This is a genomic window from Arthrobacter phoenicis, from assembly GCF_047238215.1.
GTDB lineage: Bacteria > Actinomycetota > Actinomycetes > Actinomycetales > Micrococcaceae > Arthrobacter.
Genome location: NZ_JBDFMK010000001.1, coordinates 537,497 through 563,967 on the forward strand (window position 1 = coordinate 537,497; position 26,471 = coordinate 563,967).

The 26,471-nt window shown below is 71.2% G+C and carries 14 protein-coding genes; all 14 read right to left on the bottom strand.

Translation table 11 applies throughout. The features are described from left to right. Nucleotides 1-17: 17 nt before the first annotated feature. The 14 genes from ABC337_RS02490 to ABC337_RS02555 all read right to left on the bottom strand — a co-directional run bounded on the left by ABC337_RS02490 (nt 18) and on the right by ABC337_RS02555 (nt 26,312). Entirely contained in the window at nt 18-4,475 is a 4,458-nt protein-coding gene (locus ABC337_RS02490) for a type VII secretion EssC family protein (protein WP_412882510.1), read from the bottom strand. Next, nucleotides 4,472-5,176, bottom strand: a complete 705-nt coding sequence (locus ABC337_RS02495; RefSeq protein WP_400159372.1) for a hypothetical protein — start codon at nt 5,174-5,176, stop codon at nt 4,472-4,474. The genes ABC337_RS02490 and ABC337_RS02495 overlap by 4 nt, the downstream gene beginning before the upstream one ends. A gap of 25 nt (nt 5,177-5,201) precedes the next feature. Then, a complete protein-coding gene (locus ABC337_RS02500) occupies nt 5,202-6,914 on the bottom strand; it encodes a serine/threonine-protein kinase (RefSeq protein WP_412882509.1) in 1,713 nt (570 codons plus the stop codon). After that, nucleotides 6,911-8,749, bottom strand: coding sequence for an FHA domain-containing protein (locus tag ABC337_RS02505; RefSeq protein ID WP_412882508.1), 1,839 nt, complete (start codon nt 8,747-8,749; stop codon nt 6,911-6,913). The genes ABC337_RS02500 and ABC337_RS02505 overlap by 4 nt, the downstream gene beginning before the upstream one ends. Then, nucleotides 8,736-9,764, bottom strand: coding sequence for a PP2C family protein-serine/threonine phosphatase (locus ABC337_RS02510; protein ID WP_412882507.1), 1,029 nt, complete (start codon nt 9,762-9,764; stop codon nt 8,736-8,738). Before ABC337_RS02510 ends, ABC337_RS02505 begins: the two co-directional genes overlap by 14 nt. Then, complete coding sequence (locus ABC337_RS02515) at nt 9,761-11,200, bottom strand: RDD family protein (RefSeq protein ID WP_412883239.1); 1,440 nt, start codon at nt 11,198-11,200, stop codon at nt 9,761-9,763. The genes ABC337_RS02510 and ABC337_RS02515 overlap by 4 nt, the downstream gene beginning before the upstream one ends. A gap of 26 nt (nt 11,201-11,226) precedes the next feature. Next, complete coding sequence (locus tag ABC337_RS02520) at nt 11,227-13,728, bottom strand: transglutaminase TgpA family protein (protein WP_412882506.1); 2,502 nt, start codon at nt 13,726-13,728, stop codon at nt 11,227-11,229. Further along, nucleotides 13,725-15,056, bottom strand: coding sequence for a DUF58 domain-containing protein (locus ABC337_RS02525; RefSeq protein ID WP_412882505.1), 1,332 nt, complete (start codon nt 15,054-15,056; stop codon nt 13,725-13,727). The genes ABC337_RS02520 and ABC337_RS02525 overlap by 4 nt, the downstream gene beginning before the upstream one ends. 46 nt (nt 15,057-15,102) lie before the next feature. Continuing rightward, on the bottom strand, nt 15,103-16,074 hold the full coding sequence (locus ABC337_RS02530; protein ID WP_364136980.1) for an AAA family ATPase: 972 nt from the start codon (nt 16,072-16,074) through the stop codon (nt 15,103-15,105). Between the two features lie 91 nt (nt 16,075-16,165). Further along, complete coding sequence (locus ABC337_RS02535; RefSeq protein ID WP_412883238.1) at nt 16,166-22,183, bottom strand: Ig-like domain-containing protein; 6,018 nt, start codon at nt 22,181-22,183, stop codon at nt 16,166-16,168. A 302-nt stretch (nt 22,184-22,485) separates the two neighbouring features. Next, the gene (locus ABC337_RS02540; RefSeq protein WP_412882504.1) at nt 22,486-23,850 is read right to left on the bottom strand and encodes an adenylate/guanylate cyclase domain-containing protein; all 1,365 of its coding nucleotides are present in this window, start codon (nt 23,848-23,850) and stop codon (nt 22,486-22,488) included. Next, entirely contained in the window at nt 23,840-24,436 is a 597-nt protein-coding gene (locus ABC337_RS02545) for a PH domain-containing protein (RefSeq protein ID WP_412882503.1), read from the bottom strand. The genes ABC337_RS02540 and ABC337_RS02545 overlap by 11 nt, the downstream gene beginning before the upstream one ends. Then, complete coding sequence (locus tag ABC337_RS02550) at nt 24,429-25,337, bottom strand: biotin--[acetyl-CoA-carboxylase] ligase (protein ID WP_412882502.1); 909 nt, start codon at nt 25,335-25,337, stop codon at nt 24,429-24,431. Before ABC337_RS02550 ends, ABC337_RS02545 begins: the two co-directional genes overlap by 8 nt. A gap of 72 nt (nt 25,338-25,409) precedes the next feature. Beyond that, nucleotides 25,410-26,312 (bottom strand): SDR family oxidoreductase, encoded by a 903-nt coding sequence (locus tag ABC337_RS02555; protein ID WP_412882501.1) that lies wholly within the window; start codon nt 26,310-26,312, stop codon nt 25,410-25,412. Nucleotides 26,313-26,471: the final 159 nt, after the last annotated feature.

The window sequence follows — 26,471 nt, forward strand, 5'->3', positions numbered from 1 at the left end:
AAACCCGGACGTAGCTCCTAGGCCCGGTTTTCGGGCGGCAGGGCGACCTGGAGCTTGCGGACCTTGCCGCGGCCCACGATGTAACCGCGGCCCGGGATGAAGTCCCCGCTGACCCGGCCCAGGGATGTGTTGAGCAGGCTGTCGCCCTCGATGTCTCCGGGGTTGAGCAGCAGGCCCCGGCGGCCGGACTTGAACGGCTGGGCCAGGGACCAGGCGGAGGACCAGGTGGAGGTTTCGGATTCGCCCACCACCCACTGCTCGGCCTTGATCGAGGCGGTCACCAGCCGGGCCAGGCCGGATTCGGCCAGGGTGTCGGTGAACTCGGTGAGGCCCTCGATGAAGATCGCCAGCTTGCCGGGGGTTCCGGTGCTGTAGTCGACCAGTTCGTCGATCACCTCGTCGACGTCGTCGGCGCCCACCACGGACCGGTCCCAGAGCTTCAGCGACGCGGCCGCGGAGCGCCGGGAGCCCAGGTAGATCAGCTCCACGCCCGGGTTGGAGCGGCGCAGGGCGTGGGCCAGGGTCACCAGGGCCACGGTGCGGCCGGAACCCGGAGGGCCGGCCAGCAGCAGCGGACCCTTGGCCAGGATTTCGGCCGGCTGCAGGGTCTCGTCGTCGACGCCGATCACGGGCAGGTCCGGGCTGCCGGCGGGCAGCAGGTCCAGGTCCACCGAGTCCGGCAGGCGCTCGATCTGCGGGGCGCGTTCGACACCCTGGCGCAGCATCGCCTCCCGGAGCTTGTGCACCTCGCGGGCCTGGACGGCCAGGTTGGAGTTGCCGCCGAGGACGGCCAGCTGCACCTCGAGGCCGCCGAGCAGGCCGCGGCCGGGCGGGCTGCCGGCGCCCAGGACGTCGCGCGGGACGTCCATGGAGAGGTAGTCCTCCTCGGAGGACAGCCGCAGCACCAGCCGGCGCTGGATGGAGGCCAGCAGGGAGGCCGGGACGGCGTTGGGCCGGTCACCGGTGACCACCAGGTGGATGCCCAGCGGCCGGCCGTCGGTGGCCAGCTGCAGGAAGATGTCCCAGAGGCCGGAGAGCTTGCTGTACTCGAAGGTCTCCCGGAAGGCGGAGATGCCGTCCACCAGGATGAAGATGCGCTTCTCGTCCGCCATCCCGGAGAGCCGGCGGTACTCGACGATCGTGCTGGCGCGGACCTCGGCGAAGCGGGCGGACCGGTCGTCGGCCAGGTCGCGGAGCCAGCGCAGCAGGCGGCCGACGCGTTCGACGTCGTCGCCGTCGATCACCTCGCCCACGTGCGGCAGCTCGTCGAGCATCCGCAATCCGGCGGAGCCACAGTCGATGCCATAGACGTTCACCGGGCCGCCGCGCGGGGTGACGGCCGCGGCGATCGCGATACCGCGCAGCGCCGCGGACTTGCCGGAGCCGCCGGTGCCGTAGATGGCCATGTTCCCGTCCCGGTCCGGTTCGTAGAACACGGTGGGCTGGTCCTGGTGCGCGGGGTCGTCCGCCACGCCCAGGAGCAGCCGCTCGTCGGTGCGCGGGTTCGGCAACAGGGAGAAGTCGTAGGTGGTGGCCAGCTCGTCCAGCCACGGCTTGCGGGGAGGCTCGATGGCGAGCACGTCCGCGGCGCGCAGGATGTTTTGCGTCATCCGGGCGATGTCGTTCGGGCCGGCGGGCTGCTCGGCTGCCGGATCCGCCTCGGCCGGGGCGGCCCAGGCCGGGCCGGAGCCGAAGGCCATCTCCACGACGTCGATCCGGGGCCGCTGCGGCTTCTCCGTGGTCCAGCCGCCGGCGTAGCCGGTCTGGAAGCCCTGGATCCGGCCGGGGCCGGTCTTGACCGCGCCGCGGCCCGGGATGGAGGGATCGAAGTAGGCGGCTGTGGGGACGCCGAGGATGTCGACGGCGTCGTCCTCGTCTGCCATCCGCAGCGCCACGCGCAGGTTGGTGTTGGCGCGCAGGCTCTCCTTGATCACGCCGGCGGGGCGCTGGGTGGCGAGGATCAGGTGCAGACCCAGGGAACGGCCGCGGGCGGCGACGTCCACGACGCCGTCGACGAACTCGGGCACCTCGGTGGCGAGGGCGGCGAATTCGTCCACGATGATGATCAGGTACGGCGGCGCCTCCGGGTCGGCCCGGCGCTGCAGTTCCAGCAGGTCCTTGGCCTTCTTGCGGTTCAGCAGCTTCTCGCGGTGGTGCAGCTCCGCCCGGAGCGAGGTCAGGGCGCGGCGGACCAGGTGCGGGGACAGGTCGGTGACCAGGCCCACGGTGTGCGGCAGCTGCAGGCAGTCGGCGAACGCGGCGCCGCCCTTGTAATCCACGAACAGGAAGCTGACCCGGTCCGGGCTGTATGCGGCGGCCATGCCCATCACCCAGGACTGCAGGAACTCGGACTTGCCGGCGCCGGTGGTGCCGCCCACCAGCGCGTGCGGGCCCTCGTTCTTCAGGTCCAGGTAGAGCGGTTCGATGCCCTTGGAGCCCACCAGGGCGCGGAGCGAGCCGTTGTCCTTGCGGTTGGGCGAGGCGGAGGCGTGCACGGAGTTGTTCTCGCTCCAGCGGTCCGCGACGGCCTGCGGGTTGTCCAGGAAGTCCTTGCCGATCAGGGTGGCGTAGGAGACGGCGCGGGGCAGGTCGGAGTCGTCTTCGAGCGGCTTGCCGACGTCGACGACGGGGGCCAGCATGCGGGCCAGCTGCGCGGCGAGGCCGGCGTCGAGGCTCTCGCAGGAGACCGGGAAGGTGTGCCGGCCCAGGCGGACCTGGCCGGTGGTGGTGCCGTGTTCGCCGTCTACGGCCATGAAATCCCGGCACGCGGCGGGGAGCTGTTCCACCGAGGCGGCCACCCAGATCACGTGGACGCCGGCGTCGGGGCCGCGCTCCAGGACGCGGGTGAGCCGGCCACGGTCCACCGGGGCGTCGTCCTCGACCACCAGCAGCACGGTGGGCAGTTGCGGGGCGGGGACCTCCGCGGCGGTTTCGCCGGGCCGGTCGGTGAAGCCGGGGCGCAGCGCCGGGGCGGGTTCGCGGGAGGCGGCCTCGCGCTGGTCGATCAGGTCCTCGAGCCGGGACAGCAGGGCGGTGCCGCCGGCCGGACCGGCGGCCAGGTGGTCCCCGGCGAGGGGGCTGTGGCCGGAGCCGGCGTGCGGGAGCCACTGCAGCCAGTCCCAGCGGTCCCGGGACTGGGCGGAAGTGATCGCGGTGAGGACCACCTCGGCCGGCGAGTGCAGGCCCACCAGCTGCAGCACCATGCCGCGGGCGACGTCGTCCACCAAACCGCGGGAGCCGGCCAGGCCGAAGGAGCCGGCGGTGCGCAGCTGCGAGACGATCGGCACGCCCTCGACCTCGGCGAACCGGTGCAGGCACTCCTGGATCTCGGCCATGAACTCGGGATCGGTCTCGTTGTTCTGCGGTTCCTCGAACTGGATCCGGGAGGGGGCGGTGCCCAGGCCGAAGCGGAGGCCCAGGAAGCCGGTGTGTTCGGGGCGGTGGGTCCACAGCAGCGGCCCCAGCTTGTAGATCGAGTCCAGGGTGTCGCTGACGGAGGGAGCCTCCTGCAGCCGGACGGCCCGTTCCACCTTTTGCAGCCCGGTGATGTCGGCCTGGAACGCGGCCATGGCGGCGCGGAAGGACTTGAGCTGTTCCTTGCGTTCGCGCCGGGACTGCATCTTCTGGTCCATGTAGTGGCCCACGACGAACAGCGGCATCATCAGCATGAAGATCACGGACATCATGTTCTGCGTGACCGCGAAAACCACGGCGCCCATCATCAGCGGGGCGATCAGCATGATGTACGGGAAGGGCTGGCGTTCCTGGCGGGTGGGCCCGGACGGCACGGTGCGCTTGCGCGGTTCGAACCGGGGCACCACGCGGGGCGAGCGGTTGAAGTCGATCAGCGGGGAGCTCGGGGCGGCTCCCTGGCTGCCGCCGAGCGAGACCACCGAGACCGTGGTGTCGCCCAGGGTCACGGTGTCCGAGGAGGTCAGGGTGGCGCGGGTGACAGGCAGCCCGTCCATCAGCAGGCCGTTGGCGGAGTTAGTATCCACGATCTCGATGCTCTCGCCCACGGTGATCCGGGCGTGCCGCTTGGAGGTCAGCGGGTCGGTCAGCCGGATGTCGACGTCGCGGTCCCGGCCCACGTAGCTGGTGCCCGAGGGCAGCGGGAATTCGCGGCCGACGTCGGGCCCGGAGAGGATCCGCAGGGTCGCCGCCGCGGGGCCACGGTTCGCCCCGGGGACGGCAAACTGCTCGCTGACCTGGGTGAGGGAGATGATCGAGCCGGGCCGGAGGCCGGATTCGAGCAGTCCGTCTTCCCGGTTCAGGACGGTGCCGGTGGAGCCGCCGGCGGCGAAGGCCTCCTCGATCCGGAGCGAGAGGTTCGCCGGCGCGGGGGTGCCGCGCCGGGCCGGGTCCGCGGCCCAGAGTTCGGTGGCGATGTCCGCCACGGTGGCGAGACCGTCGACGGTGACGGCCAGGTCCTTGGCCTCGGCGGGGTCGCGCCGCAGGGTCAGCCGGATCCTCATGCGTCCCCGCTTCCGCGCTGGGTCTCCAGCAGCACCAGGTCCGCGGGGGTGACCAGGTGCGAGGTGACGGCGTGCTCGACGAGCCGGGCCCGGCGGTTGGTGGCGAGCTTGCCGCCGCCGCCGCGCAGTCCGGCGACTCCCACCCGGTCAAGTTTGTCGCACACGTTGTCCAGCTTTCTGTTGAATCGGGTCAGGGTCCAGCCCAGGGTCTTGGCCGCCTCCGCGGAGGAGGGGATGGCGCTGAAGCCGGTGCCCTCGCGGCGGAGCATGGGCTCGGCGAGGGCGACGATCAGGGCCTTTTGCGAGTCGGTGAAGACCACGGGCCCGATGGTGGTGTCGCCGCCGCTGTCCTCGCCGCGGGATTCCTGCCGGAAGGACGGGGTGCGCAGGTGCACGGCGAACTCGTAGGTGGTGGGGCCGGCGGTGAAGATGACGTTGGTGTGGCTGAAGACCAGCGGGATCCGGGCGCCGGGGGCCAGCCAGGCCTGCATGCCGCCGGAGGCATCGGCAATGGTGGCGCAGAGCATGCTGCCGACGTTGCTGAGCCACCAGATGCCGTCGTAGCGGGCGATCTGCAGGAACTGCCGGTGCAGGTACGGGTTGTCATCGACTTCCAGGTCGCCCTCGCGGCCGATGCTGAAGATGTCCTCGTCGGATGGTTCGTGCCATTCGCCGCAGAAATCGATCGCTAGGTCCCCCATGATGCTTCTCCTTCTCGGGTGGTGGTCACGGTTTCTTGGCGCAGCCGATGGACGGCTGTTCCATCGGTGAGGAGGCCCCGTCGGCGCGGACCATCATCACCTGGATGCAGGTCTCCCCCGAGGGATTCGGTTCCACCTGCACCTTGGGTTCGGCGGCCGCCTGGAACTCCCCCGTGCCCTGGAGGGAGTAGGTCCGCCATTTGTACTTGTCCCCCGGCTTGGGCTGCGGGTTCTTCCAGGTGAAGGTGACCTTCCCGGCCGCGTCCACGGCTCCGGCGAGGTTCTCCACGTCCGGGACCGTGCCGTTGTCCAGGGCGTCGGCGGGCGGACGGCTGACCTGTTCGGACGCTTTGGCGGCGGGCGCCGGGCGGGTGGTTCCGGCCACGACGCCGACGACGGCGGCCACCACCAGGACGGCGCCGGCAACGACGGCGAGCACCAGGTTGCGCCGGCGGTGGTCCGGGGCGGCGTCGGTGTCACCCGCGGCGTCGGCTGCGGCGGCGTCAGTGTCCCCCGCGGCCGCGGTCCGGCTGGAACGGCTGACGGTGGCCGCGACGTCGTCGTCCTCCGCGGGGGCGGCGGGCGTGAAGGAGGGCACCGTGCCCGGCTTCCGGACGGTGTCGGCCCCCTGCCGTGCGGCGGGCGCACCGGCGGGGCGGCGGACGGTGTCGCTTCCGGACCCACCCTGCGGAACCTGCTGGGGAGCCGTCGCGGGAGCCGTTCCGGCGGTGTTCGGTGCCGTTGCCCCGCCGAACCGGGTGGGGAACGTGGGCCCGTGCCCGGTGGCGTCCGGGTCGATCGCCGCGATGCTGCGGACCCGGGTCTCCTCGAAGCTGTCGTCCGGGTGCGGTTCGTCGGCGCGGGGTTCCTCGAGGACCTCGAAGGGGGTCACCGAGAGGTTCAGTTCGGCTTGGATCCGCTGCAGGGCCAAGGCGAAGGCGTGCGCCGAGGAGTACCGCGACGCCGGGGCCTTGGCCATCGCGGTCGCCAGCGCCAGTTCCAGGGACTCGGGCACGTCCGCGCGGCCAAGCTTGGGCACCGGCATGCTGGTGATCCGGGAAATCAGCTCGCGCTGGGAGTTATCCGCGCCCGGCAGGACGAACGGTGACCGGCCGGCCAGCAGGGTGTAAAGGGTGGCGCCCAGCGCCCACACGTCCACCAGGACGCCGTCGACTTGCCGATCGCTGAACTGTTCCGGCGGGGACCACGGGATGGACATGCCGGCGTCCTCGTCCTGGTCCCCGGCGAGGGTGCCGGAGATCCCAAAGTCCGTCAGCGCGGGCCGGTTGTAGTCGGTGACCAGGATGTTCGCGGGCTTGATGTCCCGGTGGGCGATCCCTGCGCGGTGCGCGGTCTCGACGGCGGAGGCCACCTGGATGCCGACGGCCAGGACCTCGTCCACGCTGAAGCGCTGACGCCGGTAGCGGACGTCCAGGCTGGGCCGGGAGCAGTACTCCATGGCCAGGTACGAGTGGCCGGCGTCGGTGATCTCCGCCTCGAAGATCGTGACGATGTAGGGGTGCGAGGAGAGCTGGGCCATCAGGTTGGCCTCGGACTCGAACCGGCGGCGGGCGCCCTCGGTCTTCAAGTCCGAGAGCAGTACCTTGACCGCCACCTTGCGGCGCGGGCGGTCCTGTTCGTAAAGGTAGACGTCGGAGAAGCCGCCGGAGCCCAGCAGGCTGACGTAGCTGAAGCCGGGGATGGTGGGCGGCGGGGCGGCGGGGCGTTTGGCGTTCACAGCAGCTCCTCGAAGCGTAGCTGGATGCCGTCGCCGAGTTCGGCGATGTCGCCGTCGAACACGATCGCCATCTCGCCCTGGGCGAGCCGGCGCGGGGCCTGGCCCTCGCGCAGCAGCACGGTGCCGTTGGTGGCCTTGAGGTCGCAGAGCATCACGTGCCAGCCCTCCAGCCGGACTTCCACGTGCGAGCGGGAGATGTCCCCGCCCGGGCTGGCCACCTGGATCAGGCGAGGCATGACCGCGCCCTGGACTCGGGACACCGAGGGCTGGCGGCCGATGATCAGGGACTGGTCCAGGTCGATCAGCTCGCCGGTGGAGAGCCGGACCCGGCCGAGGCGCGGGCGCCGGACCTGCACGCCGTCGCCGGGCAGTGCCTCGCCGCAGTAGGCGCAGGCGGCGCTGGTTGGCGGGTTCGCGTGGCCTTGGGGGCAGACCCGGGCCAGGACCATGGGTCCCGTGCCGGGAGCCGGCTCCGGGGGCGCCTGCAGCGGGGCCCCTCCCCTGCCGGGCAGCGCGCTCTTCATGATGGTCTGGCCGTCGTGGTCGGCATCGTCGGCTGCGCCCTGGGATAAGGCTGGTGATGCCTGCGACGACGGTGCGGGGCTTTCCGGGGCCGCGTCCGGCCGGGCGAAGGCGTGGATCAACGACGGCGGACCCTGCTGGGCAGGCGGCGCGGCGGCAGGAGCCGGCGCGGGGGCGGCGGCCGCACGGTCGCCGCCGGTGGCCCAGGGAACCGAATCGATCAGGCCACCGGGCACGGCGCGCGGCGCGGAAGCAGGAGCGGGCACGGGCTCCGGTTCCGGGGCAAAAACCGGCTCCGGTTCGAACGCGGGCTCCGGCTCGGCGGCGGGCGTTGCGGGTTCGGCCGCGGCCGTTGCGGGTTCCCCGTCGGCGTCCGGGTCCTCACGGACGGCGGCGTCCTCGATGGTCCGCAGCACAGTCTGTTCCCAGAGATGGTCGTAGCTGCTGGTGGGCTCGGCCTCGGCCGGCTCGGGGGTCTCGGCCGGCTCGGGTACGTCCTGGTCCGCGGGTTCGGATGCGGCAGGTTCCGAAGCGGCGGCTTCGGGCTCTGCCGCTTCGGGCTCCGCCGGTGCCAGGTCCTCCGGCAGTTCCAGCATGGTGTCGGCAGAGCTGCCGGCGTCGCCGGATTCGATCTGGGTCTCGTCCGAGGTCTCGTCGGAGGTCTCGGCGGCGGCCTCGTCGGCCAGCTCAGCCTCGACATCCGCCGCCGCGGCGGCGAGCAGCACGTCGTCGCGGGGTGCCGCAGCCGCAGGGGCCCCCGTTGCGGAGGTCTCTACCGCTGCCGGGGTCTGCACCGTCGAGGGCGTACCGCCGTCGAACGTGCAGACGAGCCCCCGGAGCATCACGACGCCCTCGGCCAGCGGCAGCAGGTCCCCCGCCGCGGCCGCAGCCGGGTCGCCCGCGGCCGCGGGCAGTACGGCTTCGAAACCCTCGGCGGCGGGCAGCCGGCGCTCGGTCCAGGTGGTCACGTCGCGGCCGCTGAGTTCAGTGGTGGCGCCGCCGTCGAGCCGGACGGTCAGGTCGATCTCGCCGCGTAGGAACACCCGGAGGGGCGCCGTCAGGCCCACCACGCCGAACCACGGCAGCCGGAACAGCGACCCGCCCGAGGCCGCGGTGACGGCGTCGAGCACCTCGTGGATCTCCGGTGACCGGCCCAGCAGCGCCCACAACGGCTCCACCAGGGAGCGTCCGGTGTCCGGCGGCAGCAGCACGACGGTGCCGCCGCGGATGATCCCCAGCCAGTCCCCCGGCAGGTAGCTCAGCTGTGCCCGTTCCTCAGCAGCGTGAGCTGCCGCGGCGTCAGCGCTTGCCATGGCTGTCCCGGTCCGGGGCGTCGGCCACCGCGGCGTCGGGGGCCACGTCCAGGACCTCGGTCGCGGCGGAGTCGGCGGTGATGTCCTCGGCCGGGAGCACGTCGGTGTCGACCAGTTCGGGCCGCGGGAGCGTGTTTTCGTCCTCGGCCTCGCCGGGGGTGCGCGGGGCGGTGTGGGCGCCGCCGTCGCCGGCCACGTTGCTGGCGTCCACCACGATGCAGGTGACGTTGTCGCGGCCGCCGCTGCGCAGCGCCGCCTGGATGAGCTGGTCCACCGCTGCCTGCGGGTCCGGCTCGCCGGCAAGGATGCCGGCGATCTGCTCGTCGTTGAGCTCGCCGTTCAGTCCGTCGGAGCAGACCAGCATCCGGTCTCCTTCCTCTACTGGCAGCAGCCAGTAGTCCGCCTCGGTCTCGTCGCCGGTGCCCAGCGCCCGGGTGACCACGTGGCGGCGGGGGTGCACGGCGGCCTCGGCCTTGGTGATCTCGCCGGCGTCGACGAGTTCCTGGACCTCGGAGTGGTCCACGCTGACCTGGCTCAGCGTGCCCTGGCTGAGCCGGTACGTGCGGGAGTCGCCGATGTTCATGACCAGCCAGTACGGCACGCCGCGCTGCTCCACCACCACGACGCCGGTGAGGGTGGTGCCGGCGCGGGAGCCGGTGGCCTCGCGGATGTCCGCGTCGGCCTGGACCAGATACTGCTGGAGGCCCGCCGCGGTGGCGTCGCGTTCCCCGGTGGCCAGCTGCGGGATGCCGGCGAGGGTGCGGACGCAGATGCCGCTGGCGATCTCGCCGGCCTCGTGTCCGCCCATGCCGTCGGCGACGGCGAAGACCGGGTCCGCGGCGATGTAGGAGTCCTCGTTCATTTCACGGCGGAGGCCCCGGTCCGTGCCGTAGCCGCAGTTGAGCCGCAGGCTGGGGGCGCTGCTGCCCGCACCGCTGGGGGTGCTGCCGGCTGCGCTGCTGGCGGCACCCGCGGGGGCTGCGGCGGAGGGAACGGGAGACGGCTGTGTTGTCATGCCTGTCCTAGGTAGAAGGAGCGGTCACCGAAGTGCACGGTGGAGCCGGGGCGGACGTGGGTGGGCTCTCCGGGGGCCAGCGCGGTGCGGATGCCGTCCGGGGTGGTGACGGCGCTGCCGTTGGTGGAGTTCCGGTCGGTCACCCAGATGCCGCCGTCGCCGGCCTGCAGGTGCAGGTGGGTCTTGGAGATGGAGCGGCCCGGGTCGGCCACCGGGATCAGCTGTACGGCGTCCTCCCCGGGGTGGCCGGCGGGGTTGCGCCCGATCAGCGAGGCGCGGTCGAGCTCGATTTCCCGGCCGTCGTCGATCCGGATCCGGAGCATGGCGAGGGTGATCGGCGCGGAGGAGTCGCCGCGGACCTGGGTGCGGTCATGGTCGTCGTCGGGGTGGACGCCGAAGGCGCGGTTGTTCGCCGGGGTGCTGCGGACGGCCTCGATCGGCGCGAACCCGGCGGGGGCGGGGACGACGGCGGGGGCGGGCGCCACGGCAGCAGGTTCGGCCGCCGGGGCCGGGGCGGGAGCAGCAGTCGCAGGCCGGCCATCCAGCCGGGCGGCACCCGCGACGGGCGAGGCGACCTGCTGCACCGGCGGCAGGTCGAGCGGGGCGAAGCTGTAGGGGCCCTGGATCCCGCCGGTGGCGATGGGGTTGCGTCCGGCGGCGACGTCGAACACCAGGGTCTTGGCGGCGGCGTCGTGCCAGCCGCGCAGCCCGTTGTTCTTGTCCCACCGGTTGGAGATGACCACCAGGACGGCCCACACGGCGGCGATCACGACGGCGGCCCCGAGGATCCACTGCGCGGCGCCGAACCATTGGAAGACCACCACCAGGACCGCGGCCACGGCGGCCAGCAGCACCCCGGCTCCGGTGATCAGCCCGCGCAGGAACACCGCGCCGCCGCCGGGGGCGTACCCGTCGGCGTCGGCGGTCCGGAGGCCCAGCACTCGGTTGCCCAGGGTGACGCCGGAACGGGACTCGAGCACCGCCTGGACGATCACGTACACCGCGGCGATGCCGAGGCCGATGCCGCCGAAGAGCACCAGCGAGGAGGTGTTGTAGATGATGGTTCCGTTGCTGCGGGTGCGGGTGACCTGCGAGAACCCGACGGCGAAGAGGATCGCCAGGACCGCCACCGGGCCCGTCCAGTCCAGCACCGCGGCCCCCAGACGCCGCTGCGCGGTCGCTGGAACCAGCTCAAGCTTGTTCGGCAACGCGGTACCTCCCCCTGGTCCGTGGACGACCGCGCCGGCCGGCCGGGCGTCCCGTAATGTCGCGCCGCCCGGACTGTTTGGCGCTACCGGGATAGTACCGGGTCCGGGGACGCTCCGCGGGGCGGAGTGGGCGGCGCGGTTGGCCACTGGCGTCCCGCAGGCGGGGCAAAATGTGGCGCCCGGGCGGATCGGCTGCTGGCAGCGCGGGCAGCGGTCGGCGTCGGTCATGGCTCGGTGCGGGTCTTCCTGAAGCGTCACTGTGGTTCCTGGGGCGGACCGGGCTCCACTGTACTAGCTGGCTTCCGGCCGGGCCGTTTTCTGCCGGGCAGCACGGGCCTGAGGCTGCGCAGCGTGAGTGCGGCGCGGCCCTCGGCCAGCAGCGAGCGGGGCGAGAACCTCGCCTGCTGGCGCCGCCAGAAGCCCATCGTCCCGGTCATTTCCTTGAGCGAACCGTCCACGATCTCCCAGTACTGGCGCACCTGGTCCTCGCTGGGTTCGCCCGCGCCGAAGATGGCGGCGTCCGCGCGGTGGGCGAGCAGCGTCGTCGTGCCCTTGCTGGCGGGGAACGCCTCGCCGAGCACCACGGAGGTTTCCCGCCGGGTGGCGCGGCCGTCCACGCCGGCGCCCAGGTCGGTGGCCAGGCTCAGCACCTCGCTCCAGCCGCCGCCCACGCGCTGGGAGGGGTTGCCTGTGGTGAAGCGGGCCTTCCGCCGCCGGGACTTCAGCAGGGCGATCAGCAGCAGCGGCAGCGCGATCACGGCCACCGGGATGAGGGCGACGCCGATCGCGGAGAGCAGCGGTCCCCAGAACAGCCAGGGGTTGTTCTTCTTCTCGTCCGCGTCGAGCGCGTCCGGGGAGGAGTCCGGCGGCAGCTCGGCCGGCTCCTGCGGCGGGGGCGGCGGCTGCAGCACCTGCGGCTTGGGCTTGGACTTGTTCTCCGGATCCGGCGGGATCGGGACGTTGTCCTTGGGCGGGGTGGGATCGAAGGCCACCCAGCCGACGCGGTCGAAGGCCACCTCCACCCAGGCGTGGACGTCCTTGCCGGTGATCTGCACCTGGCCGGCGCCGTTTTCCGGGCCCTTGGGGTCCGGGTAGAAGCCCATCACCACGCGGGACGGGATGCCCAGGTGCCGCAGCATCAGGGACATCGCCACGGAGTACTGCTCGTCGTCGCCGAGCATCTGCTTGGCGGTGAGCAGGGCGCGGATGCGGTTGGAGCTGTGGCCCGAGACGCTGGGCAGCTGGCCGTCGTCGATCAGGCCGTTGCTGAAGGCGCCCTTCTTCTGGAAGTGGGCCTCGATCTGCCGGACCCGGTCGATCGCGGTGGGTGCGTCCGCGGCGAGGTCGTTGGCCTGGGACCCCACCACGGGCGGGACTTCCTCGGGGTCAGGCAGGGTGTCCTTGGCGAAGTCGTACTGCGTGAGCTGGCCGTGTTCGAGCATCACCGGGTCGGCCACCTGGACGCTGTAGGAGTCGCCCTTGGCCAGGCCGCGGGTGGTGACGGCGGTGTCCGTGCCGGAGTTGAAGTACAGTCCGGACGCTGCGCCGGAGCCGTCGCTGCTGAAGCTGATGCCGGTGGTCTTCCGGCCGCCGGGGAGGAAGTAGCCCTGGTAGTCCTCAATGGTCACGTCGAGGGTGTAGTCCCGGGTGGGCACGACGCCGGAGGAGTCCGCCAGGGTGTTCAGGGACTTGGCGTCGCCCACCTTGCTGAAGCTGCCGGAGCCGTTGGGGTCCATGGAGTAGTTGGTGCCGTTGAAGGAATCGAGCGCGGCCAGGCGGACCCGGCCGTCCTTGGGCAGGCCCTTGACCAGGAAGAGGTTGTCGTCCTTTTTGTCCTTGACGAAGTTCCGGAAGCTCGCCAGCGGGGTGACGTAGTCTTTTGGGTCGAACGGCGGGACGACGGCGTTGCGCAGCACCCGCCGGTCGTCCCCGCCGGTGAGCAGCGGGGAGGTCACGGCGGTAGCGCCGATCGCCACGGCGATCACGCTGGCGGCGGTGCCGAGGCGCCGGAACCGGGCGGCACGGGCCGCGGCTGGGTCCGCGTCCGGCCGGTTCACCGCGACGGTGCGGGTGCTGTTGCGGCGCAGGGCGTCCCGGCGGAAGGTGGCCCAGGCGATCGCGATCACGGTCAGAGCGGTGCCGCGCTCCACGGTCAGGAACGCGGCGTTGGTGCTGAAGGCGATCCCCGTGATGAACAACACCAGGACCGGCAGCAGCGGCCAGTACGGGTTCTTCAGCCGCCAGATCAACAGCCCCGCGGCAAGGGCGGTGAGCAGCGAGCTGAGGAACGGCACGATCAGGGTGCCCCCCGCGGTTCCCACCGGCACGCCCACAGTGAGCATGTCCTTCCAGGCGAAGACGATGCCGGTCAGCAGGGTCCGGAGCGATTCCAGGCTGGGCAGCACGGCGGCCAGGGCCGCGCCCGGGACGGCCAGCGCCGTGCCGAAGACCAGGTAGGCGGCGAGGGTCAGCGCGGCGGTGGCGAGGCCGCCAAGGCGCAGGTACGCGGAGGCGGCGGCGACGCCGAGGCCCAGCAGGACGCCGCCGAGGCCGGCCACGAGGTAGTACGGGTCGCCGCCGAAGCTGAGGCTGAACCCCAGGACACCGAGGCCCAGCAGGACGGTGAGGACGCCGGCGTCGAGCAGGTAGTGCCAGGCCGGCTGCCCGTCGCTGAATCCCGACATCGTGGCTGCCGGACGAGGGGCGGGCTTGCGGCTGGCGGGGGTGCGGTCGCGGCGCAGCGGGGTGGCACTCATGCGGCCGCCTTTCGGAGCACGATGGCGAGCTCGGCGAGGTCGCCGAGGGTGAGGACTGTCAGGTCCGCGATGTTGGCGCGGGAGGGGGCGGCCCCGGCCTGGACCCGGACGGCGAGGCTGCGGACGCCCGGCGGCACGGACGCGGCCGCGGAGCGCAGCTGGGTGGGGGTGACATTGCTGCCGACGATGAAGAACACCACCGAGGCGTTCGGGACGGTATCGGCGAGCGTCCGGGCGAGGTCGACGGCGGTCTTCCGCTGCGACGCGCCGACGATCCGGGTCATGTCATCGAGCATGTTGCGGCCGGTCTCGCAGCGCAGCGGGCCCTGCTGGGTCAGGACGTCAAGGTTCCGCTGTTCCCGGATGGCCTGCAGGCCGATGGAGCCGGCGGCGGAGATGGCGAGTTCGAACTCCTCCTCGGAGGCGTATTCGTCCGTGTTGGTCGAGAGCGAGATCGCCAGGTGGGCGCGGCGGGTCTCCTCGAACTGCCGGACCATGAGCTTGCCGGTCCGGGCCGTGGTCTTCCAGTGGATGTGCCGGCGGTCATCGCCCGGCACATAGTCGCGCAGCGCGTGGAAGGACACGTCGGCGCTGGAGAGTTCGGTGGTGGGCATGCCCTCGAGGTCGCGAATGAAGCCCGCGGCGGACCCGGCGAGGGGCACGGTGCGGGGGTGGACGAACAGGTCACGCGGTTCGGTCCAGAGCACCTGGCGGCGCAGCAGATGCAACGGGTCGGCGCGCACTGAACGGACCGGGCCAACCACGATCACGGCGCGGCGGGCGGTGGGGATGGTGAAGAGGTCCTCGTGCACCTGCGCCGGCTTCATCCGCGGCAGGTGGAACACCGCCGTCGCGGACCCCACCGGCAGTTCCAGGGCGGCCGGCAGCAGCGGCCGCGCCGAGGTGTTGGACACCGCGATGCTGCCGACGGCGCTGTCCCCCACCGCCACCCGCATCCGGGCGAGGTCCAGCAGGACGCCGTAGGAGGACCGGCCCAGGATGAACCCGACGGCCAGCACAAAGAGCACGAACGCGGCGATCGCCGCCGCCTGCGCCTCCTGCCAGCCGTAGGCCTGGCCCAGGATCCAGAGCAGCACGGAGCCGGCCAGCACGGCCCAGCCGAGGACACTGACCACGGCCAGGACCGGCTGGACGTGCCGCCGGAAACGGTCGCGGACCAGCCGGCCGGCCGGGGCCAGCGCCATGGCGGCGGTGCCGCGGGCCTCGGCCCAGACGGCGGAGGGGTGCAGCCGGGCGGGCACGGCAGCCCGGGAAAAGGGCTGCTTCAGGCGGTCAGCAAGCCGGGTCAGCGGGGTGCCGGTGGACATAGGGGTGGCCTTCGTTCGTGCGGGAAGTGCGGGGTGAAGCGGGACGTTAGACGGCGGCGCGCTGCTGCGGGGCGGCGACGTCGGCCAGCACCCGGGTGAGCACGGCGTCGGCGGTGGCGCCGGAGAATTCCGCTTCCGGGTCCATGACCAGGCGGTGGGTCCAGACGACGGCGGCGAGGTCCTTGACGTCGTCGGGCAGGACGAAGTTGCGGCCCTGTGCGGCGGCCCAGACCTTGGCCGCCCGGACCATCGCGAGGGCGCCGCGGACGGAGACGCCCAGGCGGGTCTCCGCGGCGTTGCGGGTCTCCTCGCAGAGCCGCGAGATGTATTCGAGCACGGCGGTGTCCACGTGGGTGGTGGCGGCCAGGTCGGCCATATCCGCAACGGCCTGGGTGGTGATCACGGCGGTGATCTCCTTGGACCGGTCCTTGAGGTTGGCGCCGCCGAGCAGCTGCACCGTGGAGGCGTGGTCCGGGTAGCCGATGGAGGTCTTGATCAGGAAGCGGTCCAGCTGCGCCTCCGGCAGCCGGTAGGTGCCGGCCTGCTCGATCGGGTTCTGGGTGGCCATCACCATGAACGGCCGGCCGGCCTCGTAGGTGGTGCCGTCCACGGTGACGCGGGACTCCTCCATGACCTCCAGCAGCGCCGACTGGGTCTTCGGCGAGGCGCGGTTGATCTCGTCGGCCAGGACGATGTTGCTGAAGATCGGGCCCTTGTGGAACTCGAACTTCTGCGTCTTCTGGTCGTAGATGGTCACGCCGGTGACGTCGGAGGGCAGCAGGTCCGGGGTGAACTGGATGCGGCTGTTCGAGCCCTGCACGGTGGCGGCGAGGGCCCGGGCCAGGGAGGTCTTGCCGGTGCCGGGGGCGTCCTCGAAGAGCACGTGCCCCTCGGCCAGCATGGCCGTGAAGGTCAGCCGGATGACGTGTTCCTTGCCGAGGACGGCCTGGCCGACGTTGGCGACGAGCTTTTCGAAAGTGCCGGCAAACCACTCGGCCTGTTCGGTGGTCATGGTCATGGCGTGGTCCTCTTCTGGATCGGTTGGTTCATGGGTGGGGCCGCCGGGAGGGATTCCCGGCGGCGGCCGGCGTTCGAGGCGGTGTCGGCCATCAGCAGCCGCCGGGCTTCGGACCGTACAGGTCTACCGTGGTGGACTTCACGAACCAGCCCGGGTGGCTGCCCTCGGTCACGCGGTACCACGGTGTGCCGTTGCCGTAGATGTCCTTGGTGCAGTTGACGTTCAGCTTGCCCTCGGCCCGCTGCACCCAGCCGACGCCGCAGGTGGGGCCGCTCGGGTTATAGGTGTCCGGCTCCCCGGGCTTGCCCGGGCAGGTGCTGTTGTGCGCCTGGATCTGGGACAGCACCGGCGGCGGCGCCGGGTCAGACCCGGAGGTCGAGGCGGCGCTGCCGGAGCCGCCGCAGCTGGTGTCGTTGCAGGCCCGAACGGCCAGGGTGTGCCGCTTGTCCCAGCCGCCCGCGTTGTGGTCGTAGCTTCGGTTCAGCCCCACGCCGGTCCAGCCGCCGCCGTCGTAACTGACCTCGTATCGGACGATCGGCTTGCCGTTGTCGTTCGGCTGGCTCCAGGTCCAGTGCACCTGTCCGTCGCCCTTCGCGGACGTGCCGCCGTTGACGCTGGGTGCCCCGGGCGGGCCATAGGGAACTGCCGAGCCGATGGCCTGGGCATCGCCGGAAACGTTGTTCTTGGTGGACACGGCGATGATGTTCACCGTGACGTTCTTTCCGTTGGGCTGGCCGGAGATGGTGCCGCCGGGCGCGTTAATCGGACCGGACCCGTAGGCGGTGCTCCAGCGGTAGGCGATCTCGGAGGCCTGCGAGCCGTTGCGCTGCGCCTGCGTCAGCGGGGTGAAGGTGACCTTCAGTTCCCCGCTGTTGCCGGGAGCGGCCACGGTGCCGCTGCTCACCATGCCGGGTTTGCCGGCCGCGCGGACCGGGGCCGAGGACGGGCTGGTACCGGAGGTGCCGGCTTTGTTGGTGGCCGCCACCGTGAAGGTGTAGTCCGCCTCCGAGTTATCGACGGTCACGTTCTGCGAGGTGCCGGAGACCTGCTGGGTGTTCACCACGGATCCGCCCCGCAGGGTGGTGAGGGTGTAGGCGGAGATCGCGTCGCCGTTGTTGTTCGGCGCCGCCCAGGAGACCTTCATCTGGCTCTGCGAACCGACCGAGCCGGCCTGGCTGGCGCTCGGCGCCGCCGGGGTGACGGGCACGCCGGCGGGGGTTTCCGCAGCCGAGTAGGGGCTCCACTCGGAGGGGTCTTTGGCGTCGTTCCTGGCCAGCACGCGCACCGTGTAGGCCACGCCGTTCTTCAGGCCCTTCCAGACGTAGCTGGTTGTGGTCAGGTTCTGAATCTGGGCATTCTGGCCCGCGGGGGCCGGTGAAATCTCCAGGTCGTAGGACTTGATCGCCGATCCCTTGGAGGCGGGCGCCGTCCATGCCACGGCCAGCTGCTTGTCACCGAACTTCAGGGTCGGCGCGGCAGGGGTGTCCGGCTTGACGTCCGGGCGCACCTCGGCGGAGGCCGGGGACGGGTCGGAGGTGTTGATGGCGTTCGTGGCCGTGACGGTGAAGTGGTACTTGGTGTTGTTCGTCAGCCCGTTCAGGGTGCACGAGTTGGCCGGGCAGTCCTGGCTGAAGCCGCCCTCCCCCGTCACCGTGTACTTGGTGATCGGCGAGCCGCGGTCCGCCGGCGGGGTCCAGGTCAGCAGAGCCGTCCGGTCCCCCACGCTTTGGGCCTGCGGGGTTCCGGGGGCCAGCGGCTTGTCCTTGACGGTCAGCCTGATCCGGGCGGTCGCGTTCCGGGACGGGTCGCCGGTCTTGTCCGCCACCGTGTAGGACACCACCATGGTGCCCGACGCGGACGGGGTGATCTGCACGCTGTCCCCGGCCACGGAGACGTTACCGGAGCCGGTCTCCGCGGTGGCGGAGAGGATCTTCAGCGGTGTCTCCGGGAACGGGTTCGCGTCGTTGGCCAGCACGTTGACCGTCACCGGCTTGCCGACGGCGGCGTTTTCCTCGACGTCGTCGTTGGCCACCGGCTTGGGCCGGTTGGAGGCCGTCGCGGTCAGCTGGTAGGTGGCGGTGGACTCCAGGCCGCGGCGATCCTTGGCCTTGACCTGGACCGCGCCGGTGGCGCCGGAGGCGGTGCCGTCCTTGACCGTGACCTTGAGCGTCTTGCCGTCGATCGAGGCGTCGAACCCGGCGGGCGCGTTGCCGACGAGTTCGTACTTCATGGCGTCCACGTCGCCGTCGTCCGGGTCGGTGGTGAGCTTGGCCAGGTCGGTGCTGGCGGTGTCGCCCTTGGGCACGTCCACCTGGCTGCCCAGCAGCACCGGCGGGTTGTTCCGGTTGGGGTCCGGGAGCACCTTGGTGCGGATGCTCAGGGTGGACTTCAGGCCGGCCGGGTCGTCCGGGCCGGCGCCGTCGGTGACCTCGAAGCTCAGCGAACCGGGGCCCACGTAGTCCTGGCCGGCGGTGTACTTCAGCGCGGTGCCGTCGCCCGCCACCGGGTCGGAGCCGTCCGCGCCGATCAGCTTGATCCGGTCCGTCTGGGTCAGCCGCGGTGAGCGGCCGTCGCGGACCTTGACCCATTCCTTGAGATCGACCGTGACGGACTGCCCGGCGACCACCTCAATGACGTCGTTCTTGGCCAGGGTGGGAACCTGCTGGCCGATGCCGGGCACCCAGATGATGGCGGTGGACTTCAGCCCGTCCACGTCCTCCACGGTGTAGGGAATCAGCTGCGGCCCCTCGGTCAGTTCGACGATCACGTTGCCGTCGGTGCCGGGCCGGGCGGTGGGCGACTCGGTGGAGATCTTGAGGTTCTCGCCGACGCCGTCGGGGTCCTCGTCGTTCTTGAGCACGGGCACGTCGACGGCGGTCTTGCCCAGTGTCTGGGCGGAGGTGACCCGGTCGTCGCGGGCGATCGGTGCCTGCAGCGGCACGTCCTTCATGGCCTTCACGGCGATCGAGGCCTGGGCGGTGGCTCCGCGGTCGTCCGCCACGGTGTAGCGGACGTTGGTGGTGCCCTCCTCCCCCGGTGCCAGCACGATGATCCGGCCGCTCTGTTTGCTGACGGTGGCCTGCAGCTCCTGCGGGGCCTCGATCTCGTTCGCGAGGATCTTGATCGGGTCGCCGTCGGGATCGGTGTCGTTGCCCAGGGCGTCGACGGCGATCTGCCGGCCGGGCCGGACCTTGACTTCGTCATCCACAGGGGTGGGCTTTTGGTTGACGTCCCCGCGCGGGGCGATACCCACCGTCACGGTGCCTGTGTTCACGGCACCCTGCCGGTCCACCACCTTGTAGCGGAAGGTGTCGGTGCCCGCGCCGTCGCCGGCGGCGGTGAAGTCGATGAAGTTGCTTCCCACGGTGGCCGTGCCCATCGACGGGGAGCTGTCGATCCCGGTCAGCTGGACCGAGTCGCCGTCGGGGTCGATTCCGTCCAATTCCACCGGGATCCGGACGGTGCCGGCGGCCACCACGCGGGCGGTCAGGTTCTTCGGTTGTGGGCGGGAGTTCTGCGCCCCCTCCAGCGGCAGGATGTGGATGGTGACCGCGGCGGCGCTCTTCTGCCCCTGCGGGTCCACGGCGTTGTAGATGGCGCGGACGGTCTTCGGAACGGGTCCGGCGATGAAGCGCAGGGTGTTCTCGGAGACGAAGCTCTTGCCATCGGCCTCGGGGACGGGCTGCGGGAGCACCGGGTCCACGGTGAGTTTCTGGCCCTGCGGGTGGGTGTCGTTGGCCAGCACCGGAATCGTGACGACGTCGTTGACACGCACGTTGACCTCATCCGGCTTCGGCTGCGGGGCCTCGAGCACGGCCGGGGCGGGCACCGGGACCACGGAGACGCTGCCGGTGGCGGACTTGCTGCCGTTGGACATGGTGTAGCGGAAGGTGAACGGTTCCCGCGTGCCGACGATGTCGGTGACGCGCAGGACGCTGTGGTCGATCACGCTGACCGAGGCGGTGGAGTTCTCCGGCACCTGCACGGACTGCAGCACCAGGACACCGCCGGCCGGGTCGGAGTCGTTGGCCAGCGGGTCCACCAGAACGCTGCCGCCGGTGGGCATGAGCGCGACGTCGTGCACGGCCACCGGGTTGCCGGTGTCCTTGCCGGATTCGACGTCCACCCGGATCAGGCCCTGGGTGCTCTGCGGACCGTTGCTGGCGATGTAGGTGAGGTAGACGGGACCGGCGGTGTCGCTGCGGAAGGTGAAGGTTCCGCCGTCGGTCACCGGGCCCAGCTGGGCGGGGCCGGCGGCCTCCACCTGGGCCAGGCGCAGGGCGCCACCGTTGGGGTCTACGTCGTTCTTCAGCGGCGCGATCACCAGGTCCTGGCCGACGACGGCGGTGACGTGGTCCGCGTTGACCACCGGCTGCAGGGCGCCGGGCGGCTGGACGTTGACGATCACCTTGCCGGTGGTGGTGGCGCGGCCGTCCCACACAGTGACGGTGACGGTCTTCTTGCCAGGCGCGGCGCCGGAGTCCTGGTAGCTGAGGAGGCCGTCGCGGCGGACCTTGACCTGGTCCTGCTCGTTGTCCGCCTTGGCGTCCAGCAGCACCAGGTCATCGCCGTCGGGGTCGGTCCAGTCGGTGAGAATGTTCTGGCTCACGGACTTGCCCTGCTCCACCAGCATGGTGGTGGGCTCGCCGCGCTTGAAGAGCGGCGGCTTGTTCTCGTCGGGGCCGACGACGCTGAGCGTGACGGTGCCGCCGGCGGAGAGGCCGCGGCCGTCCGCGGCGTTGTAGCCGAAGGTTTCGGTGCCGGGCTTGGCGTCCGGCGGGACGGTGATCTGGAAGGCCGTGCCGCCGTAGATGCTCTCCAGGCTGCCCGACTTGGGGCCGTTGCCGGCCACGGAGGCGGTGAGGACGTCGCCGTCGGGGTCGGAGTCATTGTCCAGGACCGAGAGCACGGTGGTGCGGCCGGGCCGCACGCCCACGCTGTCCGGCTTGGTTTCCGGCGGCCGGTTCGGCTTGGTGCGGTCCGGGAGGATGTTGATGGTGTTGTTGTCCGCGGATTCCTGGTCCTGGTCGTTGGACTGGTTCTTCGGCGGGATGACGTCGTCCCAGTTGTTCACCAGCTGCATGTTCTGGTTCACCAGCCAGACGTTGCCGGAGTTCACGTCGTTCAGCACCACCAGGTCCCGGTTGACCCGGAAAACATAGCTCGGCGACGCCGAAGCCTTCGGCACGTCCGAGGTCTTGTCATCCGCGTTGTTCACGCAGTCGCGGACGTACTTATTCGCCCCCGACCAGGCCGCGTGCACACAACCACCCAACTGCACCGGCGCCGCCGGCACACCCTGCCCGCCGAACGTCACCGTCCGCGCCGTCGAACCATCCAGCGGAACCTCCAGCAACGCCTTCGGCATGGCCACGGCCACTGCATCCGAGCCCGGACCGGCCTGCTGCAGCTTGGCATCCTTCGCATCCGCCAGCGCCAGTTCCCGGCCGCCGGGCAGGAACAGCTTGGACCGGCCGGCATCGAGCACCACAGGCTGGTCCCCCACAACCGTCAGCTGCACCGTTCCGGCGCCCTTCAGACCGTCCCAGGTAGCGGACTGCGAGTCCGCCGTGGGCTTCCCGGCCGTGTCGACACCGGTGACCGTGACCTTCCCGGACTTCGGGTCGACGCTGTAGATCCGGTCGTCGGAGCCGACGACGGAGACCACGCCCTGGCCGCCTTGGAGCACCGGTTCCACGTTCTCCGGGTCAAAACTGTTCAACGAAGACGGCGAGAGCGCCCAGACCGAACCCTTCGCCGGGTCGGTCACGGCAATGACACGCGAGCCGAAGCTGACCTCAGCGGATCCGGGCAGCTTCCGGTCCCCGCCAAGGCGCATCTGCGCGGCCGAGACCTGGTTCAGCGTCGCCCCGTTGGCGTCGTCGACGAACACGGTGCCGGCATCCTGCAGGACGTCGAAAGAGGTCGACGCCGGCGTCACGGCGCCGTCGAGCACGCGGGACGGGTAGTTCAGCCGGCCCACGGCATTCTTCGACTTCGAGACCACCCAGACGCCGCCGTCGTTCAAATCCACCTCGGTGGTCTTGAACCCCGGGTACAGCACCGCGGCCACCACCAGGACGGCCAGCGACACCACGAACCCCACCACCGACAGCGCCCGGCGCCGGGCACGGCTCAGGCGCCGGAAACGGGGCAGCAGGGAGCCCGGTTTCTTGGCTTTCAGAGTGCTCAGCAGTCGTGTCACGGCGTCAGTAGTCCCTCAAGAAAAATGCGGCATTGGGTTCCGGGCGGATGCCCCGGGCAGGGCTCGACGCCCCGCGACAGCCTACCGAACGGCCCGCGGCGGCGCGATGGGGAGCTCTGCCCGCCGGCGGCTCCCCCCGTGGGCTCCGGCCCGGCTGGGCCTCCACGACTATGACATAAGACCGGCGACTTTAGAAACCCCGGGACTTAGTCCAGGACCAGGCCCTTGCCCTGTCCGCGCTGCAGTTCCACCGGCAGGATCTCGCCGAAACCACGCACGTTTTCGGCTTCCCGGGGCAGCAGGACGAAGCGTTCATCGTGCTCCAGGGCCGCAGCGGTCATGGAGTCCACCAGCACGGTGCCGGGGTCCGCGAGCGCGGTCAGCCGGGCCGCCAGGTTGACGGTGGGACCGTAGATGTCGCCCAGCCTGGACAGGATGCGGCCCCAGACCATCGCCACCCGGGCCTGGGGCAGGATCTCGTCGTCGTTGAAGGCCTGCGATAGGGCCAGGGAGATTTCGGCGCCCGCGGCGGGGGTCTCGGCAATATAGAGGACTTCGTCGCCCACGGTCTTGACCAGCCGGCCGCCGCCCACGGAGATGATCTCCGCGCACTTGTTTTCGAACCGCTGCACCAACTGGGCCAGGGTCTTCTCGTTCATCCGGCGCGAGAGGCTGGTGTAGGAGACCAGGTCGGCGAAGCCGACGGCGCGGGCCAGGGGCAGCGGCGCGTCGTCCTCGTCGCCCTCGCGGCCCTCCTCGCTGGAGGCCAGCCCGGCCTCGGCGCGGACGGCCAGGCGCTGCACGCCCGCGTTGAGCTGCCGGCGCCAGGAGTAGACGAGCACCTCCTCGAGGGCGTCCACCAGGGCGGGCAGCTGGCCGACCAGCTGCTTGCGGGCGACGGCGTCGCTGACGCCCTGCTGGTGGACCATGTCCTCGACCAGGGCCTCGATCTGCCAGACCACCATACGGTCCGTCATCTGGCCGATGGCGCGGGTGACGGAGATGGCCGCTTCCTCGGTAAGTGTGCCGGTGCGGACCAGGTCCACCACGGTGTTCAGGGCGGTCAGGTCCGCCTCGGTGAAGGCCACGTCCTCATCGCCCAGGTTCGGGAAGCCGAGGGCGCGCCACAGCTTCCGGGCGGAGAGCAGGGACAGGCCGGCCCCGGCGGCCACCTCGCGGCGGCGCAGCTTGCGTTCGCCGCCGAGCAGCCGCTGTTCGAGGGCCTTGATCGCCAGCCGTTCGGGCGACATGGTGCCGGTGGCGGGATGCGCGGCGACGGCCTGGGCGCGTGCGGTCTGTTCCGCCGACCGGTCTGCCTCGGACAGGTCTTCCGCGGGCGGTTCCGCCGCATCGGGGACGTCGGCGTCGGCCGGGTCGGAACCGGCATCGGCGGCGTCGTCGGTGAGGGTTTCGGGATCGACAGTCCCTACAGCAGCGCCGCGGGCCGCGTCGTCGTCGGCCGTGTCCAGCACCGCGGCCTCCAGGGCGGCGGGGTCAACGACGGCGTCGGGCACGTCGGAGGGCTCGGGCGCCAGGAGTCCGGTGTCCGGGTGCGCGTTCTCAGCGGTCATCTCGTCCACCTTCCCTCATCTCCCATGGCCATTCGTCGGAGCCGTCCTCCGTACCGCCGTCGTTCATCACTTCGCCCTCCGGAAGCTCTTCCATCGCCTCGAGGATGAAGCGCCGGAAGGTCATGACTTCCGGGACGTCGGGAATCACCGTGTTCGCGGGGTACCCGGTGTCCAAGGATATATTCCCGGACCGCAGGCTCCGTTGAAGCAACGACTGATCGACAAACACATTACGGACTGCGACGAGCGGAACCTGCTGGTCGCGGCGGCGGAGCATGCCGTTGCGGGCCACCAGGCGCCGGCTGGTGAGGATGTAGCGGCTGCCCTGCCAGGCCACCAGCCGGGGCAGCCCGTAGGAGAGCACGGCCCACGCCGCGACCACCAGGCACGCCCCGGTCAGCCAAGGCGTCCATTCGGCGGTCACCAGCGGCAGCAGCTTGCCCGGTCCGCCCTTGGTGATCCAGGCGCAGGCATAGGCGGTGAGGGCCGCGATGACGATCAGGAGCAGCGCCGGGCCGATCAGGGTCCGGGGCTGCGGGCGGGTGGTCACGATGACCTGCTCGCCCGGGAACAGCTCTTTACGCATAGCCGCTTTCGGTGCCGGGCGGGCTCCACGGGCGCAGGTGGACGACGTCGCCGGCGGTCACCACGTGCTCGCGGCCGTGCTCGTCGACCACCAGCAGCGAGCCGTACTCGTCCAGCCGGCTGGCGTGGCCGATGATCTCGTGGTCGCCGGGCAGCTGCGCCCGGACCTGCTTGCCGAGGGTGGTGAGCACGTGCTCCACCCGCTTGTGCAGGGCGGGTCCGCCGGCCAGGCCCGCGGAGGGGTCGCCGTCGGCATTGCAGAAGCCGCGGTACAGCGTGCAGAATCGGGACAGGTAGCTCTTGAGCAGCTCGGTCCGGTCCACGGTGCGGGGGTTCTCCAGCAGCACGGACGTGGCGGTAGGCACCGGCAGCTCCGCGTCGGTCAGGGTGACGTTCAGGCCGGTACCGAGGATCACCGGCGGGACGGTGCCGTCGCCCATGGGTCCCAGCTGGGCGAGGATGCCGGCGATCTTCTTCCCGCGCACCAGCACGTCGTTGGGCCACTTGAGTTCTGCCGGGATCCCGGCGGTTTCCAGCAGGGCCTCGCGCAGCGCCAGCGCTCCCAGCAGCGAGAGCCAGGAGTAGGAGTCGGTGGGCAGCGGCCGGCCGTCGGCGTTGACCGGGCGGAGCACGATCGAGACGGAAATCGAGCTGCGGGCGGGGGCCTCCCAGTGGCGGTCCAGCCGGCCGCGGGCCGCGCTCTGGTGCTCTGCGGTCATTACGGACAGGTCCGGATACGCGGCCGGGTCCACGGTCACGCCGCGCAGCAGGTCCGTGTTTGTGGAGCCGGTGGAGTCGACCACACTCACCCCGGCGAGCCCGTTGCCGGCCAGGAAAGCAGGATCGGTCAGGGCCGCCCGGTCCAGCGGCGGACGGTCAGGGTTTCGCTGCTCGGCTTCCATGCTTGAATCCTACCGAGTTGCGGCCTCCCCGGCGCCGGTGACAGCCCGTCACCGGCGGCATGGTCGGGGAACTCAGAGGAAAATGTCAGGAACCAGCTGATCTTCCGGGGCGCCCATGCTGTAAGGGGTGAAGTCCGTGACGCCGGCGGCCTTGAGGACCTGCTCGTCGGTGTAGAAGTTCCCGCTCCAGCTGCCCGATTCCGGGATGGCGTTGCCCGCGGTAAGGATGGCGTGCGCGGCGTCGGCCATGATCTCCGGGCCGCGGGCGCCGCGGACAATCCGGTCCCCGCCGGGCATGTTGCGGATAGCGGCGGTGTCCACCAGCGTGCAGGGCCAGAGCGAGTTGACGCTGATGCCGTCCACCTTGAGCTCCTCGGCCAGGCCCAGCGTGGTCAGGCTCATCCCGTACTTGGCCATGGTGTAGGCCAGGTGCAGGCCGGCCCACTTGGGGTCCAGGTTAAGCGGCGGCGAGAGGGTCAGGATCTGGCCGGCCTCGGACTCGCGCAGTGCCGGCAGGGACAGCTTGCTCAGCAGAAACGTGCCGCGTACGTTGATGTCCTGCATCAGGTCGTAGCGCTTCATGTCCACGGCGTCCGTCTTGGACAGGTCGATCGCGGAGGCGTTGTTGATGACGATGTCGATGCCGCCGAACCGCTCCACCGTGGACTTCACCGCGCCCTCGACGTCGGCGTCGTTGCGCACGTCCCCCACCAGCGGCAGCGCCTGGCCGCCGGCCGCCTCGATCTGCTCGGCGGCGGTGTAGACGGTGCCCTCCAGCTTGGCGTGCGGCTGGCCGGTCTTGGCCAGCAGCGCGATGTTGGCCCCGTCCCGGGCGGCGCGCAGGGCGATGGCCAGGCCGATGCCGCGGCTGCCGCCGGACATCAGGATGGTGCGGCCGGCCAGGGACCCGGTGGCCCGGTAGGGGCCCGGCTGCTGGGCGGCGGAGGTGTCCAAAGCGTCATTGCTGGAAGTCATGGCACTACCCTAACCGATGTTACCCGCCAGTAACATCCCCTTTTCCCGGTGTGCCGTACAGCCCCACCCGCCGCGGATCGGGCCGAAAATTGTAGGGTTTCTACAGCGGCAAGCACGAATACCGTTACTAGACTTGCCACAACGGCCCTGCTTTTGTGT